Origin of the sequence: Pseudomonas citronellolis (assembly GCF_900112375.1) — a bacterium.
Taxonomy (GTDB): domain Bacteria; phylum Pseudomonadota; class Gammaproteobacteria; order Pseudomonadales; family Pseudomonadaceae; genus Pseudomonas; species Pseudomonas citronellolis.
Genome location: NZ_FOLS01000003.1, coordinates 233,431 through 253,539 on the forward strand (window position 1 = coordinate 233,431; position 20,109 = coordinate 253,539).

19 protein-coding genes are annotated in these 20,109 nt (G+C 68.3%); 13 read left to right on the plus strand and 6 right to left on the minus strand.

Features of this window, described 5'->3' with window-relative positions; genetic code table 11:
- Nucleotides 1–43 precede the first annotated feature (43 nt).
- From mreC to tldD, 7 genes are all read left to right on the plus strand, one after another.
- Entirely contained in the window at nt 44–1,108 is a 1,065-nt protein-coding gene (gene mreC / locus BM060_RS04500; RefSeq protein ID WP_082816257.1) for a rod shape-determining protein MreC, read from the plus strand.
- The gene (mreD, locus tag BM060_RS04505; protein WP_074977668.1) at nt 1,108–1,596 is read left to right on the plus strand and encodes a rod shape-determining protein MreD; all 489 of its coding nucleotides are present in this window, start codon (nt 1,108–1,110) and stop codon (nt 1,594–1,596) included. The genes mreC and mreD overlap by 1 nt, the downstream gene beginning before the upstream one ends.
- A 71-nt stretch (nt 1,597–1,667) precedes the next feature.
- Nucleotides 1,668–2,252 carry a Maf family protein gene (locus BM060_RS04510; protein ID WP_074977671.1) on the plus strand — a complete coding sequence of 195 codons (585 nt, stop codon included), beginning with the start codon at nt 1,668–1,670 and terminating at the stop codon, nt 2,250–2,252.
- 39 nt (nt 2,253–2,291) lie between these two features.
- The gene (gene rng / locus BM060_RS04515) at nt 2,292–3,749 is read left to right on the plus strand and encodes a ribonuclease G (RefSeq protein WP_009617773.1); all 1,458 of its coding nucleotides are present in this window, start codon (nt 2,292–2,294) and stop codon (nt 3,747–3,749) included.
- Nucleotides 3,750–3,763: 14 nt separating this feature from the next.
- On the plus strand, nt 3,764–7,591 hold the full coding sequence (locus tag BM060_RS04520; RefSeq protein WP_074977674.1) for a YhdP family protein: 3,828 nt from the start codon (nt 3,764–3,766) through the stop codon (nt 7,589–7,591).
- A 54-nt stretch (nt 7,592–7,645) separates the two neighbouring features.
- On the plus strand, nt 7,646–8,494 hold the full coding sequence (locus tag BM060_RS04525) for a carbon-nitrogen hydrolase family protein (RefSeq protein WP_074977676.1): 849 nt from the start codon (nt 7,646–7,648) through the stop codon (nt 8,492–8,494).
- Nucleotides 8,495–8,496: 2 nt separating this feature from the next.
- Entirely contained in the window at nt 8,497–9,939 is a 1,443-nt protein-coding gene (gene tldD, locus BM060_RS04530) for a metalloprotease TldD (protein WP_074977678.1), read from the plus strand.
- A gap of 160 nt (nt 9,940–10,099) precedes the next feature.
- Here the strand turns inward: tldD and yjgA are convergent, their stop codons facing one another.
- On the minus strand, nt 10,100–10,624 hold the full coding sequence (yjgA, locus tag BM060_RS04535) for a ribosome biogenesis factor YjgA (RefSeq protein ID WP_064582080.1): 525 nt from the start codon (nt 10,622–10,624) through the stop codon (nt 10,100–10,102).
- Nucleotides 10,625–10,743: 119 nt separating this feature from the next.
- Between yjgA and pmbA the strand changes: the two genes are divergently transcribed.
- The 6 genes from pmbA (at nt 10,744) to BM060_RS04565 (ending at nt 16,372) form a co-directional block, all read left to right on the plus strand.
- The gene (pmbA, locus tag BM060_RS04540) at nt 10,744–12,093 is read left to right on the plus strand and encodes a metalloprotease PmbA (RefSeq protein ID WP_074977681.1); all 1,350 of its coding nucleotides are present in this window, start codon (nt 10,744–10,746) and stop codon (nt 12,091–12,093) included.
- 483 nt (nt 12,094–12,576) lie between these two features.
- On the plus strand, nt 12,577–12,948 hold the full coding sequence (locus BM060_RS04545; protein ID WP_009617785.1) for a hypothetical protein: 372 nt from the start codon (nt 12,577–12,579) through the stop codon (nt 12,946–12,948).
- 13 nt (nt 12,949–12,961) lie between these two features.
- Nucleotides 12,962–14,338 (plus strand): class II fumarate hydratase FumC, encoded by a 1,377-nt coding sequence (fumC, locus tag BM060_RS04550; protein WP_074977684.1) that lies wholly within the window; start codon nt 12,962–12,964, stop codon nt 14,336–14,338.
- Between the two features lie 27 nt (nt 14,339–14,365).
- The gene (locus tag BM060_RS04555; RefSeq protein ID WP_009617791.1) at nt 14,366–14,815 is read left to right on the plus strand and encodes a DUF2753 family protein; all 450 of its coding nucleotides are present in this window, start codon (nt 14,366–14,368) and stop codon (nt 14,813–14,815) included.
- Between the two features lie 8 nt (nt 14,816–14,823).
- Nucleotides 14,824–15,450 carry a superoxide dismutase gene (locus BM060_RS04560; protein ID WP_074977687.1) on the plus strand — a complete coding sequence of 209 codons (627 nt, stop codon included), beginning with the start codon at nt 14,824–14,826 and terminating at the stop codon, nt 15,448–15,450.
- Nucleotides 15,451–15,472: 22 nt separating this feature from the next.
- Nucleotides 15,473–16,372 carry a ZIP family metal transporter gene (locus BM060_RS04565; RefSeq protein ID WP_074977689.1) on the plus strand — a complete coding sequence of 300 codons (900 nt, stop codon included), beginning with the start codon at nt 15,473–15,475 and terminating at the stop codon, nt 16,370–16,372.
- Between the two features lie 25 nt (nt 16,373–16,397).
- On the opposite strand, the gene BM060_RS04570 is transcribed toward BM060_RS04565, so the two are convergent.
- The 5 genes from BM060_RS04570 to BM060_RS04590 form a co-directional block, all read right to left on the minus strand.
- Complete coding sequence (locus BM060_RS04570) at nt 16,398–16,670, minus strand: HPr family phosphocarrier protein (protein ID WP_009617794.1); 273 nt, start codon at nt 16,668–16,670, stop codon at nt 16,398–16,400.
- 31 nt (nt 16,671–16,701) lie between these two features.
- The gene (rapZ, locus tag BM060_RS04575; RefSeq protein ID WP_074977692.1) at nt 16,702–17,559 is read right to left on the minus strand and encodes an RNase adapter RapZ; all 858 of its coding nucleotides are present in this window, start codon (nt 17,557–17,559) and stop codon (nt 16,702–16,704) included.
- A 1-nt stretch (nt 17,560) separates the two neighbouring features.
- Nucleotides 17,561–18,025 carry a PTS IIA-like nitrogen regulatory protein PtsN gene (ptsN, locus tag BM060_RS04580; RefSeq protein WP_074977694.1) on the minus strand — a complete coding sequence of 155 codons (465 nt, stop codon included), beginning with the start codon at nt 18,023–18,025 and terminating at the stop codon, nt 17,561–17,563.
- A 12-nt stretch (nt 18,026–18,037) separates the two neighbouring features.
- Complete coding sequence (hpf, locus tag BM060_RS04585; protein ID WP_009617801.1) at nt 18,038–18,346, minus strand: ribosome hibernation-promoting factor, HPF/YfiA family; 309 nt, start codon at nt 18,344–18,346, stop codon at nt 18,038–18,040.
- A 76-nt stretch (nt 18,347–18,422) separates the two neighbouring features.
- Nucleotides 18,423–19,925, minus strand: coding sequence for an RNA polymerase factor sigma-54 (locus BM060_RS04590; protein WP_074977696.1), 1,503 nt, complete (start codon nt 19,923–19,925; stop codon nt 18,423–18,425).
- Between the last annotated feature and the right edge of the window lie 184 nt (nt 19,926–20,109).

Here is a 20,109-nt window from a genome sequence, read left to right on the forward strand (position 1 = left end):
CGCGGCGAAACATCAACCGCCTTCAATCAGCTAGGAGCTGGTCATCAAACCGCTATTCTCCAAAGGGCCCTCGCTGGGCGTGCGCCTGCTGGTGCTCGCCGTGCTCTCGGTGGGCCTGATGGTGGTCGACGCGCGTTTCGACTACCTCAAGCCCGTGCGCAGCCAGATGGGCCTGGTGCTGACCCCCTTCTATGGCGTGGCCGACCTGCCGGTGCGCGCCTGGGAAGGCGTGCGCGACCAGTTCACCAGCCGCAGCGAGCTGCTCGCCGAGAACGAACGGCTGAAGGCCGAGTCGCTGCTGATGCAGCGCCGCCTGCAGAAGCTGGCCACCCTGACCGAACAGAACGTGCGCCTGCGCGAGCTGCTCAACTCCGCCGCCCTGGTGGACGACAAGGTGCTGGTCAGCGAGCTGATCGGCGTCGACCCCAACCCCTTCACCCAGCGCATCCTCATCGACAAGGGCTCGAAGGACGGCGTGTTCCAGGGCCAGCCGGTGCTCGACGCCAGCGGCCTGATGGGCCAGGTGGTCGAGGTCATGCCCTACACCGCCCGCGTGCTGCTGCTCACCGACACCACCCACAGCATCCCGGTGCAGGTCAACCGCAACGGCCTGCGCGCCATCGCCGTCGGCACCGGCAACCCGGAGCGCCTGGAACTGCGCTTCGTCGCCGACACCGCGGACATCAAGGAAGGCGACCTGCTGGTCAGCTCCGGCCTCGGCCAGCGCTTCCCGGCCGGCTACCCGGTGGCGGTGGTCAAGGAAGTCATCCACGATTCCGGCCAGCCGTTCGCGGTGATCCGCGCCGTGCCCACCGCGAAGATGAACCGCAGCCGCTACGTGCTGCTAGTGTTCAGCGACAGCCGCACCCCCGAACAGCGCGCCACCGAGGCCGCCGAAGCCCAGGCCGAGGCCGACCGCAAGGCCGCCGAGGCCGCCGGCCAGGCACCGGCGCCGAGCGCGCCTGCGCCTGCCGCTCCGGCCACGCCTGCCGCTCCGGCTGCCCCGGCCCAGGGCGCCGCTCCGGCACCCGCACCCGCCGCGCCGGCCGCGACCCCCGCGCATCCGCCGGCGCCGGCCCAGGCCGCGCCACAAAGGAACCGTCACTGATGCCCGCCCAAGGACCGCGCAACGGCTGGCTGATCTGGGTCAGCCTGCTGCTGGCGCTGCTGCTGTCGGTGGCGCCGATGCCCAGCTTCACGGAAATCGGCCGGCCGCTGTGGCTGGCGCTGTTCCTCACCTTCTGGGTGCTGATGGTGCCGCAGAAGGTGGGCATGGTCACCGCCTGGGTCTGCGGCCTGGCCGAGGACGTGCTGTACGGCAGCCTGCTCGGGCAGAACGCGCTGATCCTCAGCCTCATCGTGTTCCTGGTCATGGCCCTGCAGCAGCGCCTGCGCCTGTATCCCGTCTGGCAGCAGTGCCTGGTGCTGATGGTGGTCTACGGCCTGGCGCAGCTGGTGCAGCTGTGGCTCAACGCCCTGACCGGCAACCGCCCGCCGACCCTGGCCTTCCTGTTGCCAGCGCTGGTCAGCGGCCTGCTCTGGCCCTGGGTGCTGGTGCTGCTCAAGGGCCTGGGCCAGCGCCTGAAGGTCTACTAATACCCGTCCCGCCGCTTCCCACCTGGCACGGGCCGGGGGAGGGGCGGCCGGGACTCTTCCGGGAGTCGCAGATGCCCCAGCTTTACCTGGCCTCCAGCTCGCCGCGCCGGCGCGAGCTGCTGACACAGATCGGCCTGTCCTTCCACCTGGTTTCCGGCAATATCGACGAAACGCCGCAGGACGGCGAGACGCCGGCCACCTACGTCGAGCGCCTGGCGCGCGGCAAGGCCCTGGCCGGACTGACTATGCTTGCCCAGAGGCCCGACGTCTGCGTGCTCGGCGCCGATACCGCGGTGGTGCTCGACGGCCGCATCCTCGGCAAGCCGGCGGACCGCGAGGACAGCCTGGCCATGCTGCGCGCGCTGTCCGGCCGCCAGCACCAGGTGCTGACCGCGGTGGCGGTGGCCGACCGCGACCGTTGCGAGGTGCGGGTGGTGACCAGCCTGGTATCGTTCCGCAATGTTTCCGAGGCCGAAGCCGAGGCCTACTGGGCCACCGGCGAGCCCCAGGACAAGGCGGGTGGCTACGCTATCCAGGGGCTGGCGGCGATCTTCGTCAACCGCGTCGAGGGCAGCTACAGCGGGGTGGTCGGCCTGCCCCTGTGCGAGACCGCGGAACTGTTGGCTGACTTCGCGATCCCTTGCTGGCAGTCTTGAAGAAGTAGCGCTGCACACGGGCGCGATAAGGAAGGGCGCATGAGCGAAGAGATCCTGATCAATATCACGCCGATGGAATCGCGCGTGGCGGTGGTGGAAAACGGTGTCCTTCAGGAAGTCCACGTCGAGCGCACGCTGCGCCGCGGGATAGTCGGCAACATCTACAAGGGCAAGGTGGTCCGCGTGCTGCCGGGGATGCAGGCGGCCTTCGTCGACATCGGCCTGGAGCGCGCGGCCTTCATCCACGCGGCGGAAATCTCCACCCGCGAGGGCAGCGCGGTGGAAAGCATCGGCGCCCTGGTCCACGAGGGCCAGAGCCTGGTGGTGCAGGTCACCAAGGACCCGATCGGCACCAAGGGCGCGCGCCTGACCACGCACCTGTCGATCCCCTCGCGCTACCTGGTGTACATGCCGCGCACCAGCCACGTCGGGATTTCCCTGAAAATCGAGGACGAGCAGGAGCGCGAGCGCCTCAAGCAGGTGGTGGCCAAGTGCGTCGAGGCCGAGGGCATCGTCGAGAAGGGCGGCTTCATCCTGCGCACCGCCGCCGAGGGCGCCGGGGAGGACGAAATCCTCGCCGACATCCGCTACCTGCGCCGGCTGTGGGACCAGATCGACGCGCAGATGCAGACGGTCGGCGCGCCGACGGTGATCTACGAGGACCTGTCCCTGGCCCAGCGCACCCTGCGCGACCTGGTCAACCCGCGCATCGAGAAGATCCGCGTGGATTCCCGGGAGAACTTCCAGAAGATCACGCAGTTCGTCGACGAACTCATGCCGGAAATCGCCGACCGCCTGGAGCACTATCCCGGCGAGCGGCCGATCTTCGACCTCTACGGCGTCGAGGACGAGATCCAGAAGGCCCTGGAGCGCAAGGTGCTGCTCAAGTCCGGCGGCTACCTGATCATCGACCCGACCGAGGCGATGACCACCATCGACGTCAACACCGGTGCCTTCGTCGGCCACCGCAACCTCGAAGAGACCATCTTCAAGACCAACCTCGAGGCGGCCACCGCCATCGCCCGCCAGCTGCGCCTGCGCAACCTCGGCGGGATCATCATCATCGACTTCATCGACATGGAGGACGAAGAGCACCGCCGCCAGGTCCTGCGCACGCTGGAGAAGCAACTCGAGCGCGACCATGCCAAGACCAACATCATCGGCATCACCGAGCTGGGCCTGGTGCAGATGACCCGCAAGCGCACCCGCGAGAGCCTGGTGCAGGTGCTCTGCGAGCCCTGCCCGTGCTGCCAGGGGCGCGGCATGCTGAAGACGCCGGAAACCATCTGCTACGAGATCTTCCGCGAGATCCTCCGTGAGGCCCGCGCCTACCAGGCCGATTCCTACGTGGTGCTGGCCAACCAGAAGGTGGTCGACCGCCTGCTCGACGAAGAGTCGGGCAACGTCGCCGATCTGGAGATGTTCATCGGCCGCACCATCAAGTTCCAGGTCGAGCCGATGTATTCCCAGGAGCAGTACGACGTGGTCCTGCTCTGAGGCGCGCGGCTGAGATGGACCGCTTCGGCCGCCTGTTCGCCCGCCTGCTGCGCCTGCTCCTGGGGCTCTGCGCCCTGGGCCTGGTGCTGCTGGCGCTGTACGTCAGCCTGGGGCGCCAGTTGGCGCCGCTAGTGGCGGAATATCGCGAAGACCTGGCCGAGCAGGCCAGCGCGCAACTGCACATGCCGGTGCGCATCGGCGCCCTGGAAGGCAGCTGGCGCGGCTTCGGCCCGATCATCACGGTGCGCGACATCCAGCTCGGCGAGGGCAACGACGCCCTGCGCCTGGAGCAGGTGCGCCTGACCCCCGACATCCCCGCCAGCCTGCTGGCGCGCCAGCCGCGCATCGACAGCCTGGAACTGCAGGGGCTGCACCTGAGCCTGCGCGAGGGCGAGGACGGCCACTGGCAGGTCGAGGGCCTGCCGGCCAGCCCGCAGGGCAGCGACCCGCGCCAGCTCGTCGACCTGCTGCTGACGCCGCGCCGCCTGTCGCTGCTGGACAGCCAGCTGAGCCTGCTGCCGCGTGAGGGGCAGACGCTCAACCTGACCTACCTCGGCCTGACGCTGCACAGCGGCGTGTTCGGCCAGCGCCTGGACGGCCGCTTCAACCTGCCCGACGGCCAGCCGGTGGCGCTGCGGGTGGACACGCGCATCGACCGCGAGGACTGGAAGCATAGCTCGGCCGACGCCTACCTCAGCCTGCCGCAGAGCGACTGGGCGAAGTGGCTGCCGGCGAGCCTGACGCGGCAATGGCGCATCCAGCGCCTGGAGGCCGGCGGCGAGTTCTGGGCGCGCATCGACAAGGGCCAGCCCAGCGCGGCGGTGGCCAGGCTCAATGCGCCGCAGGTGCAGGCCTCCTTCGATGGTCGCGAGGCGGTGAAGGTCGGCGACCTCGGCGTGGGGCTGTACTTCCAGCGCCAGGGCGACGAAATGAGCCTGCGTATCAATGATCTGGCGGCCAACCTCGGCGAAAAGCGCTGGGGCGAGGCGGAGCTGGAGCTGAACCGGCAGACCCGCGGCGAAGAACACTGGCGCCTGCGCGCCGACCGCCTGGACCTGGGCCCGCTGCTGCCGGTGGTGGAAAGCCTGGCGCCCTTGCCGGACAAGGCTGTGGAGTGGCTGCAGGGCCTGGCGCCGCAGGGCGTGCTGCACCACCTCAACCTCGATTACTGGCCGCAGCGCCAGGGCGCCGAGCGCCTGGCCTATGGCGTGAACCTGGAGAAGGTCGGCGTCAGCGCCTTCCACGACGTGCCAGCGGTGGCCAACGTCGACGGCACCTTCAGCGGCAACCTCGGCGGCGGCCAGCTGGACGCCTCGGCCAAGGACTTCATGCTCCACCTGGCCACCCTGTTCCCCGAGCCCTGGCGCTTCCGCAGCGCCAACGCGCGGCTGTTCTGGAAGTGGGACGACGAGGCCTTCACCCTCGGCAGCCACCTGATGAAGGTCGAGGGCGACGTCGGCCGCCTGGGCGGCGACATGCTGATCCGCCTGATGCACGACCACGACAAGGAAAGCTACATGGACCTGCGCGTGGGCCTGGAGGACGGCGACGGCAGCTACACCCCGCAGTTCCTGCCCACGGTGCTGCCGGAGATGAACAAGGACCTGGCCCACTGGCTGGCCACCGCCATCAAGGGCGGGCGCGTGGAGCAGGGCTACTTCCAGTGGCAGGGTTCACTGAAGAAGGGCTCGGCGCCGGAAGACCACGCCATGAGCCTGTACTTCAAGGTCCACGACGGCGAGCTGGACTACCAGCTGGGCTGGCCGGCGCTGAGCCAGGCCGAGGGCGAGGTGCTGGTGGAGGACAGCGGCGTGCGCATCCGCGCGCAGTCCGGGCTCATCCTGCAGAGCCAGGTCCGCGACGTGCAGGTGGACATTCCCCACGTGCCCAAGGGCGAAGTCGCCCACCTGCATGTCGATGGCGACGTCGACAGCAGCCTGGGCGATGGCCTGAAGATCCTCCAGGACTCGCCCCTGGGCGTGCAGCAGGTCTTCGCCGGCTGGGAAGGCGAGGGCCCGCTCAAGGGCCACCTGAACCTGGACATCCCGCTGGCCAAGGAGCAGGCGAAGCAGGCGCGGGTGGTGGTGGACTTCGCCACCGAGGGCGCGCGCCTGAAGATCGTCAAGCCGACCCTGGAACTGGCCCAGCTCAAGGGCGACTTCCGCTACGACACCAACAGCGGCCTGAGCGCCAAGGGCCTCAGCGCCCAGGCCCTGGGCAGCCGCGTCAGCGGCAGCATCCGCGCCGAGGGCAGCCCGGGCAAGCCGCGCACCCGCGTGCTGGTGGGCGGCCAGGTGGCGCTGAAGAGCCTGCTCGACTGGGGCGGCGTGAAGCAGGCCGTGCCGGCCGCCGGGCGCCTGCCGTTCCAGCTCGATCTGCTGCTCGACGGCAATGACAGCCAGTTGCAGGTCAGCTCCGACCTCAAGGGCCTGGCCATCGACCTGCCGGCCCCCTTTGGCAAGGCCGCCGACGAGACCCGCGCCAGCGACTGGCGCATGACCCTCGAAGGCCCCGAGCGGCGCTACTGGGCCAACTACGACAAGGTGGCCAGCCTGGCCTACGCCGCCCCCGCCGACAAACCCCTGGGCGGGCGCGGCACCCTGCGCCTGGGCGGCGACCCGGCGCTGCTGCCCAACTGGAGCGGGGTGCAGGTGCGCGGCAGCCTGGACACCCTGGACGTCGAGCAGTGGCAGGCGGTGCTGAAGAAGTACGGCATCGGCGGCGTGCCCAGCGATACCCAGGGCCTGCTGCGCGGCGCCGACCTGCAGATCGGCCATTTCCGCGGCTTCGGCACCAGCCTGGACAACTTCAAGCTCGACCTGGCGCGGATTTCCGGCGGTTGGCAACTGGGCGTCGACAGCGCCCCGCTGGCCGGCCAGGCGGTATTCCCGGACAGCGGCCAGCGGCCCATCCAGATCAACCTGGCGCGCCTGGACCTGCCGAAGAACCCCACCAACGACCTGGCCGCCGCGCCGACCATCGCCCCCGACCCGCTGGAAAAGGTCGACCCGCGCAGCATTCCGGCGATGGACGTGGCCATCCGCCAGATCTCCCAGGGCGGCAAGCCCATCGGCGCCTGGAGCTTCAACGTGCGCCCGACCACCAGCGGCATCGCCTTCAACAGCCTCAACCTCGACCTGCGCGGCCTCAAGGTCGGCGGGACGCTGCGCTGGGAAGGCTCGGTGGGCTCCACGCGCAGCACCTTCCAGGGGCGCCTGGAAGGCAAGAACCTGGCCGACGTGCTCAAGGCCTGGGACTTCGCCCCCACCGCCACCAGCGACCGCTTCAGCCTGGACATCGACGGCAACTGGCCCGGCTCGCCGGCCTACATCAGCCTGCGCCGCTTCGGCGGGCGCCTGGAAGCCGACATGCGCAAGGGCCAGTTCGTCGACGTCGAGGGCAGCGCCCAGGCCCTGCGGGTGTTCGGCCTGCTCAACTTCAACGCCATCAACCGCCGCCTGCGCCTGGACTTCTCCGACCTGTTCGGCAAGGGCCTGAGCTACGACCGCGTGCAGGGCGTGCTGGGCGCCACCAATGGCGTCTACCTCACCCGCGAGCCGATCAAGCTCACCGGGCCGTCCAGCAACATCGAGATGAACGGCACCCTGGACCTGGCCCACGACCAGATCGACGCCAAGCTGCTGGTGACTCTGCCGCTGACCAACAACTTGCCGCTGGCCGCGCTCATCGTCGGCGCGCCGGCGGTGGGCGGCGCGCTCTTCGTGGTGGACAAGCTGCTGGGCGACAAGGTGGCGCGCTTCGCCAGCGTGCAGTACCGCGTCAAGGGGCCCTGGCAGAACCCCGAGATCGCCTTCGACAAGCCGTTCGAGAAACCGCGGTGAGCAGAGCCGGCGGGCATCGGTTAGGATGAATCGCATCTGTCGTCGGAGAAACGCATGTCCCTCGCCGTGATCCAGATGGTCAGCCAGGACGACGTCCCGGCCAACCTCGCCGCCGCCCGTCGGCTGCTCGAACAGGCCGCCGAGGGCGGCGCGCGCCTCGCCGTGCTGCCGGAGAACTTCGCTGCCATGGGCCGCCGCGACCTGGCCGAGCTGGGCCGCGCCGAGGCCCTGGGCGAGGGCCCGATCCTGCCCTGGTTGAAAAGCGCCGCGCGCGACCTCAGGTTGTGGATAGTCGCCGGCACCCTGCCGCTGCCGCCGGACGGCCAGCCCGAAGCCAAGGCCAACGCCTGCTCGCTGCTGGTCGACGAGCGCGGCGAGCGGGTGGCGCGCTACGACAAGCTGCACCTGTTCGACGTGGACGTCGCCGATGCCCGCGGCCGCTACCGCGAGTCCGACGACTACGCCTTCGGCGGCCAGGTGGTGGTGGCCGACACGCCGGTCGGGCGGCTGGGCCTGACGGTGTGCTACGACCTGCGCTTTCCGGAGCTCTACACCCGGCTGCGCGAGGCCGGCGCCGAGCTGATCACAGCGCCCTCGGCCTTCACCGCGGTGACCGGCCAGGCGCACTGGGAAGTGCTGATCCGCGCCCGCGCCATCGAGACGCAGTGCTACGTGCTGGCGGCGGGGCAGGGCGGTACCCACCCGCGCGGCCGCGAGACCTGGGGCCAGTCGGCCATCGTCGACCCCTGGGGGCGCATCCTCGCCGAGCGCGACAAGGGCGAGGCGGTGCTGCTGGCCGAACGCGACAGTGAAGAACAAGCGGCGCTCCGGCAACGCATGCCGGTGGTCCGCCATCGAAGATTCTACCCGCCGGCCGTACCCGGACCGGCGCCTACGGAGTAGCCATGAGCGAGTTGTTGTCATCCGTCAGCCAGCACCTGCTGGCCCCCGGCGGCCTGGACGTCGACGGCCTGCAGCCGATCCTGCACGAGCTGAGCGGCCCGGGCATCGACGCCGCTGACCTGTACTTCCAGAGCCAGGTGTCCGAGTCCTGGATGCTCGAGGACGGCATCGTCAAGGAAGGCAGCTTCCACATGGACCAGGGCGTGGGCGTGCGCGCCCAGTCCGGCGAGAAGACCGGCTTCGCCTACAGCAATGCCATCACCCCCGATGCGCTATCCCAGGCGGCGCGCGCCGCGCGCTCGATTTCCCGCGCCGGGCAGAATGGCCGGGTGCAGGCGTTCAAGGCGGTCGCGCCGACGCGCCTGTACGCCGGCGAGAACCCGCTGGACGTGCTCAGCCGCGCCGAGAAGGTCGAGCTGCTGAAGAAGATCGACGCCGCCACCCGCGCCCTCGATCCGCGCATCCAGCAAGTCACCGTGAGCCTCGCCGGCGTCTGGGAGCAGGTCCTCATCGCTGCCGCCGACGGCTCCCTGGCCGCGGACATCCGCCCGCTGGTGCGCTTCAACGTCAGCGTCATCGTCGAGCAGAACGGTCGCCGCGAGCGCGGCGGCCATGGCGGCGGCGGGCGCACCGACTATCGCTATTTCCTCTCTGAAGACCGCGCCATGTCCTACGCCCGCGAGGCGCTGCGCCAGGCTTTGGTCAACCTCGAAGCGGTCCCCGCGCCGGCCGGCACCCTGCCGGTGGTGATGGGCGCCGGCTGGTCCGGCGTGCTGCTGCACGAGGCGGTGGGCCACGGCCTGGAAGGCGACTTCAACCGCAAGGGCAGCTCGGCCTACAGCGGGCGCATCGGCGAGAAGGTGGCCTCCAGCCTGTGCACCATCGTCGACGACGGCACCCTGGCCGGGCGCCGCGGCTCGCTGTCGGTGGACGACGAGGGCACCCCGACGCAGTACAACGTGCTGATCGAGAACGGCATCCTCAAGGGCTACATGCAGGACAAGCTCAACGCCCGCCTGATGGGCGTGGCGCGCACCGGCAACGGCCGCCGCGAATCCTATGCGCACCTGCCGATGCCGCGCATGACCAACACCTACATGCTGGCCGGGCAGAGCGACCCGGCGGAAATCATCGCCTCGGTGGAGAAGGGCATCTACTGCGCCAATCTCGGCGGCGGCCAGGTGGACATCACCAGCGGCAAGTTCGTCTTCGCCACCAGCGAGGCCTACCTGATCGAGAACGGCAGGATCACCCGCCCGGTGAAGGGCGCGACCCTGATCGGCAACGGGCCGGAAGTGATGAGCCGGGTGTCCATGGTCGGCAACGACATGGCCCTGGACAGCGGCGTGGGCACCTGCGGCAAGGATGGCCAGTCGGTACCGGTGGGCGTCGGCCAGCCGACGCTGAAGATCGACGGCATCACCGTGGGCGGGACCGGCGCCTGAGGCGCCGGGAAGCATTTGGAAAGTCTGCTCACGGCCTCGCGAGCTAGAGCAGAACAAGGCAAAAACAGGTGAGGAAGCGCAGTTTACTGATGCTAAATGAGCATTTCTCACCTGTTTTTAACGCAGTTATGCCGACGCGCAGCAGGTCGTGGGTAGGCTTTCAGCGGAGGCCGCGCTTGAGCTCGTCTAGTTCGCGGATGTATTTGAAGATCTTCCGCGCCGCGGCCGGGGGCTTGTCGTGAGCGGCCTCGTGCTGGGCGTGGCGGATCAGCTGCAGCAGGTGCTGGCGGTCGCTGTCCGGGTATTCGGCGAAGAATGCGGAGAGGGCCTCGTCGCCGCCGGTGACGAGGCGGTCGCGCCAGCGCTCCAGGGCGTGGAAGCGCTCGTTGTACTGGCGCGTGGAGCTGTCGAGCTGGTCGAGCAGGGTGACGATGGCGTCGAGGTCCTGGTCGCGCATCAGCTTGCCGATGAACTGCCGGTGGCGTTTGCGGGCGGCATTGGCCTTGTGCTTGGGCGCCTCGTCGATGGCGCGGCGCAGCGGCTCGGTGAGCGGCAGGCGGTCGAGCATGTCCGGCTTGAGCGCAGTCAGGCGCTCGCCGAGGTCCTGCAGGGCGTGCAGCTCGCGTTTTACTTGCGACTTGCTCTTCTCTTCGAACAGCGAGTCGTCGTCTTGATATTCAGCCATGGCGGTGGTCCAGTGGAAAACGCCGCCATGATAACGAGTCGAGGGTCGCTTGTCCGGCCCGCCCGCGATGCCACGGGGCCCGTCGCCCCGTCCGCGGAACAGAACAGGAGAGTTTGGCAATGAGCGAACAGGCCAAGGCAGTCGGCCCCGAGGCACTTCCGGCGCTGCGCGAGCAGGTCGAGCGGATCGTCGCCGAGGCGAAGCGCCAGGGCGCCACGGGCTGCGAAGTGGCGGTGTCCCTGGAGCAGGGGTTGTCCACCAGCGTGCGCCAGCGCGAGGTCGAGACGGTCGAATTCAACCGCGACCAGGGCTTCGGCATCACCCTCTACGTCGGCCAGCGCAAGGGCTCGGCGAGCACCTCGGCGACCGGCGACGAGGCCATCCGCGAAACCGTGGCGGCGGCGCTGGCCATCGCCAAGCACACTTCCGAGGACGACTGTTCCGGCCTGGCCGATCCCGCGCTGATGGCCCGCGACCTGCCCGACCTGGACCTCTACCACGCCTGGTCGTTGACCCCGGACCAGGCCGTGGAGCGCGCGCTGGCCTGCGAAGCTGCGGCCTTCGATGCCGACCCGCGGGTGACCAAGGCCGACGGCACCACCCTGAACATCCACCATGGCTGCCGCGTCTACGGCAACAGCCACGGCTTCATCGGCGGCTACGCCAGCACCCGCCACAGCCTCAGCTGCGTGATGATCGCCGAGGGCGAAGGGCAGATGCAGCGCGACTACTGGTACGACGTGAAGCGCCGCGGCGAACTGCTGGACAGCCCGGAGAGCATCGGCCGCCGCGCCGCCCAGCGCGCCGCCAGCCGCCTGGGCGCGCGCCCGGTGCCGACCGCCGAGGTGCCGGTGCTGTTCGCCCCGGAAGTCGCCGTGGGCCTGTTCGGCCACTTCCTCGGCGCCATCTCCGGCGGCAGCCTTTACCGCAAGTCGTCGTTCCTCGAAGGCTGCCTGGGCCAGCGCCTGTTCCCCGAGTGGCTGACCCTCGACGAACGCCCGCTGCTGCCCGGCGCCCTGGGCAGCGCCTCGTTCGACAACGACGGCCTGGCTACCTACGCCAAGCCTTTCGTGGAGAACGGCACCCTGGTTTCCTACGTGCTCGGCACCTACTCCGGGCGCAAGCTGGGCATGCCCAGCACGGCCAACGCCGGCGGCGTGCACAACCTCTTCGTCAGCCACGGCGACGAGGACCAGAAGGCCCTGCTGCGACGCATGGGCCGCGGCCTGCTGGTCACCGAGCTGATGGGGCAGGGCGTCAACCTGGTCACCGGCGACTACTCCCGCGGCGCCGGCGGCTACTGGGTGGAGAACGGCGAGATCCAGTTCCCGGTGCAGGAAGTCACCATCGCCGCCAACCTCAAGGACCTGTTCGCCAGCATCCTGGCCATCGGCAATGACGTGGAGAACCGCGGGAACCTGCATACCGGGTCGGTGCTGGTGGAAAGGATGATGGTGGCTGGTAACTGATAGCAGTCTGTGGTTCTGGAGAACGCCGTTTCCTGCCGAGGGAAGCGGCGTTTTTCTTTCCGCAATGGCTCTTCGTAGGAGCGAGCTTGCTCGCGAATGGCGTTCTGCCGGCGAGGCTCGGTGCTTGCCCCAAGAGCGCCCTCTCCCTAACCCTCGGCTGCGCGCCCCGCCCTGAAGGGAGAGGGGACCGTTGGGCAGACGCTGGTGCTCTGGAGTTAGCCGGCAACGCCGAAAGTTGCCGGATGAAACCTAGCCGTCTCTCGGCACGGACTGCCCCCTCTCCCTTCAGGGAGAGGGCTGGGGAGAGGGGCAGCGTCAACCCGAAACACCGAAGCCACCGGGAAACCCCCTTCGCGAGCAAGCTCGCTCCTACGAAGAGCATCCGGCGCATACCACCCCCGATTTGCCCTACTCCCTTGGTCTGACTTGTATTTTCCTTCTCTCGTAACGATAATCAATCTCATTATCGGTTGAGGGATTCCCATGTTCGTCGAAACCCACACCTCCCTGCTCGACCGCTGGTACCGCCTGGGCACCCGCATCCGCTGCGCGCTGGAGCCCGACGAGCCGCGCCTGCTGGAGCTTTACCTGTTCGAGACGCGCTACCTGGTGGCCTGGGAGCCGCTGCCGGCCTGGCAGCTGTTCGAGAAGAGCTTCCAGTTGCTGCTCGACACCGCCGCCGACGTCGCCCTGCCGTGGCATTGGCGCGGGCTCTGCCTCGACCACGCCTATCGCCCGCTCTGCGACCTACGCCGCCTCGCCGGCGATGCCGAACGCAGGCAGCGCCTGCAACAGCTTTCGCGCCGGCTGGCCACGCAGCCGATGGCGCCTTCCCTGACGTACCACGACCTGTAAGCGAGAAAGCAGAATGACTGACAGCCGTATCGAACGCGACAGCATGGGTGAACTGGCGGTGCCGGCCGCGGCGCTGTATGGAGCCCAGACCCAGCGTGCGGTGAACAACTTCCCGGTCAGCGGCCAGCGCATGCCCGCCGCCTTCATCCGCGCGCTGCTGCTGGCCAAGGCCGCCGCGGCGCGGGCCAACGTCGCCCTGGAGCAACTGGATGCCGAGACCGGCGCGGCCATCGTCGCCGCCTGCGAGGAACTGCTGGCCGGCGACTTCCTCCAGCACTTCCCGGTGGACGTGTTCCAGACCGGCTCCGGCACCAGCTCCAACATGAACGCCAACGAGGTGGTGGCGACCCTCGCCGGCCGTCGCCTGGGCCGCGCGGTCAACCCCAACGACCAGGTCAACTGCGGGCAGAGCAGCAACGACATCATCCCCTCGACCATCCACATCAGCGCCGCCCTGGAAATCCACGAGCGCCTGCTGCCGGCGCTGCGCCACCTGCAGGCCACCCTCGAGCGCAAGGCCGGCGAGGTGCAGCAGTACGTCAAGACCGGGCGTACCCACCTGATGGACGCCATGCCGGTGCGCCTGAGCCAGGTGCTCGGCGGCTGGGCCCAGCAGGTACGCCAGGCCACTGCCAACCTCGAAGCCCTGCAGCCGGCGCTGCAGCAGCTGGCCCAGGGCGGCACCGCCGTCGGCACCGGGGTGAATGCCCACCCGCAGTTCTCCGCGCGCTTCTGCCAGGAACTCAACGGCCTGACCGGCCTGGCCTTCCGCCCGGGCGACGACTTCTTCGCGCTGATCGGCGCCCAGGACACCGCCGTGGCCGTCTCCGGCCAGCTCAAGACCGTTGCCGTGGCGCTGATGAAGGTCGCCAACGACCTGCGCTGGATGAACTCCGGCCCGCTCGCCGGCCTCGCCGAGATCGAGCTGGAAGCCCTGCAGCCGGGCTCCTCGATCATGCCCGGCAAGGTCAACCCGGTGATCCCCGAGGCCACCGCCATGGTCGCCGCCCAGGTGATCGGCAACGACGCCACCATCGCCGTGGCCGGGCAGTCCGGCAACTTCGAGCTGAACGTGATGCTGCCGGTGATCGCCGACAACCTGCTGCAGAGCATCCAGCTGCTGGGCAACGTCAGCCGTCTGCTGGCCGACAAGGCCATCGCCAGCTTCAAGGTCAACGAGGCGAGCCTGCGCGAAGCGCTGTCGCGCAACCCGATCCTGGTCACCGCGCTGAACCCGATCATCGGCTACCAGAAGGCCGCCGAGATCGCCAAGCAGGCCTACCGCGAGGGCCGCCCGATCATCGAGGTGGCGCTGGAGAACACCGATCTCGGCCGCGAGCGCCTGGAGGCCCTGCTGGACCCCGAGAAACTCACCGCCGGCGGCCTCTGAGGCCGCGCCACCATGGAGGTATGTGACATGCGCCATTGGCAACAGACCATCGAACTGGGCAACCGCTGCTTCATCCGCAACGAGTTGATCGATGCCCGCGAGCACTACCTCCATGCCCTGGCCCACGCCCAGTTGCTGCTGGGCCGCTGGCACGACCCGGACGAGGCGGTGATGGCCTTCGTCATCTCCCACCACAACCTGGGCGACCTGCACGTGCAGCTGGGCCAGCCGGAAGAGGCCGCCGAATACCTGTGCAACTGCCACGAGCGGCTGCTGGAGCTGAGCATCGACCCGCGGCAGAGCCGCGACATGCGCGAGGCCGCGCTGCGCCACAGCCGGCGCAGCTACCTCGAACTGCTCAACTTCATCGGCGAGCACGGCAACTACCCGCGCACCCGCGAGCTACTGCACCAGCAGGGCGAAGTGGAGCTGCGCCCCGGCCTCTTCGCCACCCCGCAATCCATGCGCTACCACTAGGAGCGACCATGCCCCACTGTCTTCCCGCCTTGCCCTACGCCTACGATGCCCTGGAGCCGCACATCGATGCGCGGACCATGGAGATCCACCACAGCAAGCACCACCAGACCTACGTCAACAACCTGAATGCCGCGCTGGAGGGCACGCCCTTCGCCGAACTGCCGGTGGAGGAACTGCTGCAGCAGCTCAACCACCTGCCGGAGAAGTTGCTCGGCGCGGTGATCAATAACGGCGGCGGCCATGCCAACCATTCGCTGTTCTGGCAGGTGATGTCGCCGACCGGCGGCGGCGAGCCCGACGGCGCCCTGGCCCGCGCCATCGAGACCGAGCTGGGCGGCTACGCGGCCTTCCGCGAGGCCTTCACCAAAGCCGCGTTGACCCGCTTCGGCAGCGGCTGGGCCTGGCTCTGCGTCGACCGCCAGGGCCGCCTGAAGGTGGAAAGCAGCGCCAACCAGGACAGCCCGCTGATGCAGGACCTGATCCCCATCCTCGGCCTGGACGTCTGGGAGCACGCCTACTACCTGCAGTACCAGAACCGCCGGCCGGAATACATCGCGGCCTTCTACGAGGTCGTCGATTGGCCGGAAGTGGCGCGCCGCTATCGCCTGGCCCTGGAGCAGCGGGGGCTCGCCTGATGCCCGCCGGGGAAGTGACGCCATGCGCCCGCTAGAGGCAAGCGCGCGGCAGGGCGGCGCGCGCAACCTGCGCTGGCTGCTCGGCTTGGGGATAGTGCTGCTGGGCAGCGGCCTGCTGTTCAACCACCTGTTGCTGCTGGCGCGCCTGCAATTGCCGGCGCCGCTGTACCAGGCGCTGAGCGGCGGCCTGATCTGCGCCCTGGGCACCGCCCTGGGCGCCGTGCCCGTGCTGCTGATCCGCAGCATGCCGGCGCGGGTGGCCGATACCCTGCTGGGCTTCGGCGCCGGGGTGATGCTGGCGGCGACGGCCTTTTCCCTGCTGCTGCCAGCCCTGGAGGCGGTCGAGGCGGGCGGACGCTCGCCGCTGTACGCCGCGCTGCTGGTCAGCTTCGGCATGGCCCTGGGGGTTCTGGGGCTGATGCTGGCCGGGCGGATGCTGGACGATGCCCAGCATGACCTGGACGACGCGCCGACCCCCGCCATTCCCGCCCGCATCCTGTTGTTCGTCGCGGCCATCGTCCTGCACAACATTCCCGAGGGCATGGCCGTGGGCGTTGCCGCCGGCGGCGAGGTCCAGGGCACCGGCGGCCTGGCGCTGGGCATCGCCCTGCAGGACGTGCCCGAAGGCTTGGCCATCGCTCTGGTGCTGGCCGGCGCGGGGATGTCGCGGGTGCGGGCGATGCTGGCCGGCGCGGCTTCCGGGCTGGTCGAGCCGCTGTTCGCGGTGCTCTGCGCCTGGCTGGTGGGGGTGTCGCGGATGCTGCTGCCCTGGGGCCTGGCCCTGGCGGCGGGAGCGATGCTCTACGTGGTGGTGCGGGAGATCATTCCCGAATCGCAGCGGCGCGGCTATGCCGGGGAGGCGACCCTGGGCCTGATCGTCGGCTTCTGCCTGATGATGGTGCTGGATACGTCGCTGGGCTAGCGCCCGGCGCTGCGCGGACGGACGGTCACTCGCCTTCGTCGAAGTAGTTGTTTATCAGATCGACGAGAGCCTGCAGGGCCTCGTCGGCCTGCTCGCCCTCGGCGTTCAGGTGCAGATTGGTGCCCTTGCCCGCGGCCAGCATCATCACCGCCATGATGCTCTTGCCGTCCACCGTGCTCTCCGGGCTGCGACCGACGCGGACCTGGCACGGGAAGCGGCCGGCCACGCCGACGAATTTGGCCGCCGCGCGGGCGTGCAGGCCGAGCTTGTTGATGATGGTGATCTCGAGGGCGGGCATCGCGAGGGGGCTGTCCTTTCGTTATCTGCTGCTAGCTCAGGTCGCGGTGGCGAATCTGCACGTTCTTCAGGGTGGATCTCAGGGCATTGCCGATGCGCTCGGCGAGGTAGACCGAGCGATGATGGCCGCCCGTGCAGCCGATGGCAATGGTGACGTAGGCGCGGTTGCTGGCGGCGAAGCGCGGCAGCCATTTGTTCAGGTAGCCCAGAATGTCCTGGAACATCTCTTCCACGTCGGGCTGCTCGGCGAGGTATTCCTGCACGTCCTTGTCCAGGCCCGACTGCTCGCGCAGCTCCGGTTTCCAGTAGGGGTTGGGCAGGCAGCGCACGTCGAACACCAGGTCGGCGTCCACCGGCATGCCGCGCTTGAAGCCGAACGACTCGACGAGGAAGGCGGTGCCCGGCTCGGGTTTGTTCAGCAGGCGCAGCTTGATGACGTCGCGCAACTGGTAGAGGTTGAGGTTGGTGGTGTTCAGCTTGAGGTCGGCGAGGTCGGCTATCGGGCTGAGCAGTTGCTCCTCGTCGGCGATGGCCTCGGCGAGGGAGCGGGTGTCGGTGGTCAGCGGGTGGCGCCGGCGCGTCTCGGAGAAGCGCTTGAGCAGCGTCTCGTCGTCGGCGTCCAGGTACAGCACGTCGCACTGGATGTGCTTGTCGCGGGCTTCCTGCAGCAGCTCGGGGAAGCGCTTGAGCTGGCTGGGCAGGTTGCGCGCGTCGATCGACACGGCCACCTGCGGGTGCATCAGTTCGGTGTGCAGCAGAGCGCGCTGGGCCAGGTCCGGCAGCAGGCTGGCCGGCAGGTTGTCGATGCAGTAGAAGCCGTTGTCCTCGAGGACGTTGAGGGCAGTGCTCTTGCCGGAGCCGGAACGGCCGCTGACGATGATCAGGCGCATGCTAGTGGCCGTTCTGCACTTCCACGACTATCTGGTACAGCGCGTCGCCATCGCTCGCGCGGCGTAGGCGTTCGCGCACCTCGGCGCGGTCGAGCATCGAGGCGATCTGGCGCAGCAGCTCCAGGTGCTCCTCGGTGGCGGCTTCGGGTACCAGCAGGACGAACACCAGGTCGACCGGAGCGCCGTCGAGGGCGTCGAAGTCCACCGGTGCATCGAGGTGAAGGATGGCGCTGATCGGCGCCTTGCAACCGGTCAGGCGGCAGTGGGGAATGGCGATGCCATTGCCGAAGCCGGTGGAGCCCAGGCGTTCGCGGGCCACCAGGCTTTCGAATATGTCTTGCGCGTCGAGGCCGGGAAGGTCTTTCACGACCAGGTTGGCGATCTGTTCGAGTACGCGCTTCTTGCTGCCGCCCGGCACGTTCACCAGGGAACGGCCGGGGGACAGGATCTGCTCAAGTCGGATCATAGGGGAGGGGGGTTAGCGGACTCCAACGCCCTGTTGGCGTTCGAGGTACTTTTCCTTGTGTTTGATCAGTTGTCGATCGAGTTTGTCGGTCAGCAGGTCGATGGCGGCGTACATGTCTTCGTGTTCTGCGCAGGCCACGACTTCGCCACCGGAGATGTGCAGCGTGGCTTCGATACGCTGTTTCAGCTTTTCGACCTCCATGATGACCTGAACATTGGTGATCTTGTCGAAGTGGCGCTCCAGTCGGCCGAGTTTCTCGACCACGTAGTCGCGCAGGGCGTCGGTCACATCCAGTTGATGGCCACTGATGTTGACTTGCATACCGCTTTCTCCTTATTGCCCGTGTATAAGTGGCAGGTTATGGGGCCTGCCGCCGGAACACCTTGGCTTGGGTCAATCAGACCAGTCGCTTGCGCTCGCTCGATGGAGCTATTCCGAGAGATTCCCGGTACTTGGCGACCGTCCGACGTGCCACTTGAATGCCCTGTGCCTCCAGTAAACCAGCGATCTTGCTGTCGCTCAACGGCTTTTTCGGACTTTCTGCCGCGACCAGTTTCTTGATGATCGCGCGGATCGCCGTGGACGAGCATTCGCCGCCCTCGGAAGTGCTCACGTGGCTGGAGAAGAAGTACTTCAGCTCGAAGATGCCACGCGGGGTGTGCATGAATTTCTGCGTGGTGACCCGCGAGATGGTCGACTCGTGCATGCCCACCGCCTCGGCGATGTCGTGCAGGACCAGCGGCTTCATGGCCTCCTCGCCGTACTCGAGGAAACCGCGCTGGTGCTCGACGATCTGCGTCGCCACCTTCATCAGCGTCTCGTTGCGGCTCTGCAGGCTCTTGATGAACCAGCGCGCTTCCTGCAGCTGGTTGCGCATGAAGGTGTTGTCGGCGCTGGAGTCGGCGCGGCGCACCAGGCCGGCGTACTGCGAGTTGACGCGCAGGCGCGGCACCGCCTCCTGGTTCAGTTCCACCAGCCAGCGCTCGTTGTGCTTGCGCACTATCACGTCCGGCACCACGTATTCGGCCTCGCCGGATTCGATCTGCGAACCCGGGCGCGGGTGCAGCGACTGGATCAGCTCGATGGTCTCGCGCAGCTCGTCTTCCTTGAGCTTCATGCGCCGCATCAGCTGGGTGTAGTCGCGGCTGCCGAGCAGGTCGAGGTGGTCGGCGACCAGGCGCAGGGCCTCGCTCAGCAGGTAGGTGTCCGCTGGCATCTGGCGCAGTTGCAGCAGCAGGCACTCGCGCAGGTTGCGCGCGCCGACGCCGGCCGGCTCCATCTGCTGGATGCGCCGCAGCACCACTTCCACCTCGTCCATCTCGATGCCCAGCTCGGGGTCGATGGAGGCGAGGATGTCGTCCAGGGACTCTTCCAGGTAGCCGTCGTTGTTGATGCCGTCGATGATGCTGAGGGCGACCAGGCGGTCGCTGTCGGACATGGGGCAGAGGTTCAGCTGCCACAGCAGGTGGCTCTGCAGGCTTTCGCCGGCGGAGGTGCGGGCGGTGAAGTCCCACTCGTCGTCATCGTTGCTGGGCAGGCTGCTGGCGCTGGTCTGGTAGACGTCTTCCCAGGCGGTGTCGACCGGCAGCTCGTTGGGGATGCGCTCGGCCCACTGGTCTTCGTCCAGGCTGTCGGCGCTGGGCGTGGTGGTTTCCTGGAAGCTTTCGCTCTGCGAATTGGCGTTGGTGTTGGTGGGGGCTTCCGCGCCTTCGGCGTAGGGATCGCTGCCGTCGAAGTCGTCGCCTTCTTCCTGGCGTTCGAGCATCGGGTTGGATTCCAGCGCCTCCTGGATCTCCTGTTGCAGATCCAGGGTGGAGAGTTGGAGCAGTCGGATGGCCTGTTGCAGCTGCGGAGTCATCGTCAGCTGCTGGCCCATCTTGAGGACAAGCGATGGTTTCATGGCTGGAACTTGGCACCTTGTTCGCTGGCGTGTAGTGCGCCATATCCACGACTACGGGCGCCAGGGCCGAAGCTCCGGAACGCCGCTAGGAAGCAAATTATATGCCTGAATTCTCAGACTTTGCCTAGGGCGTTTACGCATAAATCTGTTGTCGGTCGGTCGGGCCGACGTGAGGCGGGCGTCC

Coding starts and splice junctions, on each gene's coding strand:
- mreD (WP_074977668.1), top strand. CDS start 1,108: ATGCCCGCCCAAGGACCGCGCAACGGCTGGCTGATCTGGGTCAGCCTG.
- BM060_RS04510 (WP_074977671.1), top strand. CDS start 1,668: ATGCCCCAGCTTTACCTGGCCTCCAGCTCGCCGCGCCGGCGCGAGCTG.
- rng (WP_009617773.1), top strand. CDS start 2,292: ATGAGCGAAGAGATCCTGATCAATATCACGCCGATGGAATCGCGCGTG.
- BM060_RS04520 (WP_074977674.1), top strand. CDS start 3,764: ATGGACCGCTTCGGCCGCCTGTTCGCCCGCCTGCTGCGCCTGCTCCTG.
- BM060_RS04525 (WP_074977676.1), top strand. CDS start 7,646: ATGTCCCTCGCCGTGATCCAGATGGTCAGCCAGGACGACGTCCCGGCC.
- tldD (WP_074977678.1), top strand. CDS start 8,497: ATGAGCGAGTTGTTGTCATCCGTCAGCCAGCACCTGCTGGCCCCCGGC.
- yjgA (WP_064582080.1), bottom strand. CDS start 10,624: ATGGCTGAATATCAAGACGACGACTCGCTGTTCGAAGAGAAGAGCAAG.
- pmbA (WP_074977681.1), top strand. CDS start 10,744: ATGAGCGAACAGGCCAAGGCAGTCGGCCCCGAGGCACTTCCGGCGCTG.
- BM060_RS04545 (WP_009617785.1), top strand. CDS start 12,577: ATGTTCGTCGAAACCCACACCTCCCTGCTCGACCGCTGGTACCGCCTG.
- fumC (WP_074977684.1), top strand. CDS start 12,962: ATGACTGACAGCCGTATCGAACGCGACAGCATGGGTGAACTGGCGGTG.
- BM060_RS04555 (WP_009617791.1), top strand. CDS start 14,366: ATGCGCCATTGGCAACAGACCATCGAACTGGGCAACCGCTGCTTCATC.
- BM060_RS04560 (WP_074977687.1), top strand. CDS start 14,824: ATGCCCCACTGTCTTCCCGCCTTGCCCTACGCCTACGATGCCCTGGAG.
- BM060_RS04565 (WP_074977689.1), top strand. CDS start 15,473: ATGCGCCCGCTAGAGGCAAGCGCGCGGCAGGGCGGCGCGCGCAACCTG.
- BM060_RS04570 (WP_009617794.1), bottom strand. CDS start 16,670: ATGCCCGCCCTCGAGATCACCATCATCAACAAGCTCGGCCTGCACGCC.
- rapZ (WP_074977692.1), bottom strand. CDS start 17,559: ATGCGCCTGATCATCGTCAGCGGCCGTTCCGGCTCCGGCAAGAGCACT.
- ptsN (WP_074977694.1), bottom strand. CDS start 18,025: ATGATCCGACTTGAGCAGATCCTGTCCCCCGGCCGTTCCCTGGTGAAC.
- hpf (WP_009617801.1), bottom strand. CDS start 18,346: ATGCAAGTCAACATCAGTGGCCATCAACTGGATGTGACCGACGCCCTG.
- BM060_RS04590 (WP_074977696.1), bottom strand. CDS start 19,925: ATGAAACCATCGCTTGTCCTCAAGATGGGCCAGCAGCTGACGATGACT.